A 617-nucleotide genomic window follows, 5' to 3' on the forward strand; every position below is an offset into this window, starting at 1 on the left:
GACTATAGTGCCGACGTGCTCACTCCCCATCAGACCCATTGAAGAGATACGCTCTTCAGCTGTCGTTGCTCTGTCTTCGAATGGCAGACGTACCGTTTTCTCGACGTATTCGCCTTCGAGGTTTTGTCCGGCAACACGTAACTCAATGGATTCTCCTACATTTAGGTTTTCCGTGATTTGAGCTATCTCAACCCCAGGAGAAAGAACTTTCGCTGGGTATAACATGTCCCACCAAAAACCAGGTCGGAAGAATGAGAAAGTTAATACTAATAATAGGACGGTTTCCCACCACTTGTTACGAGTCAGCCACCATCCCTGCGTAGCGGCAGAGAAGATCAGCATCGCAATGATGGAAGAGATTACCGTGAGTGCTAAATGCCACCAAGAATCGATACCCATCAACAATAATTGGGTATTGAAAACAAACATGAATGGCAGAATGGCGGTTCTAATATCGTAGGTAAAGCCTTGGATACCGGTACGAATTGGATCGGACTTCGCGATTGCTGCAGCGGCAAAGGCAGCCAGACCGACCGGTGGTGTATCATCGGCGAGAATACCGAAATAGAACACGAACAAGTGCACCGCAATCAGTGGAATGATAAGACCGTGCGCTG

General features: G+C 48.0%; 1 protein-coding gene. It reads right to left on the reverse strand.

What is annotated here, in order from left to right:
- A partial coding sequence (locus R7040_RS27670; RefSeq protein WP_318097774.1) for a DUF3394 domain-containing protein occupies window positions 1-617 on the reverse strand: 617 nt, incomplete at both ends.

Source organism: Vibrio sp. 1069, assembly GCF_033340555.1.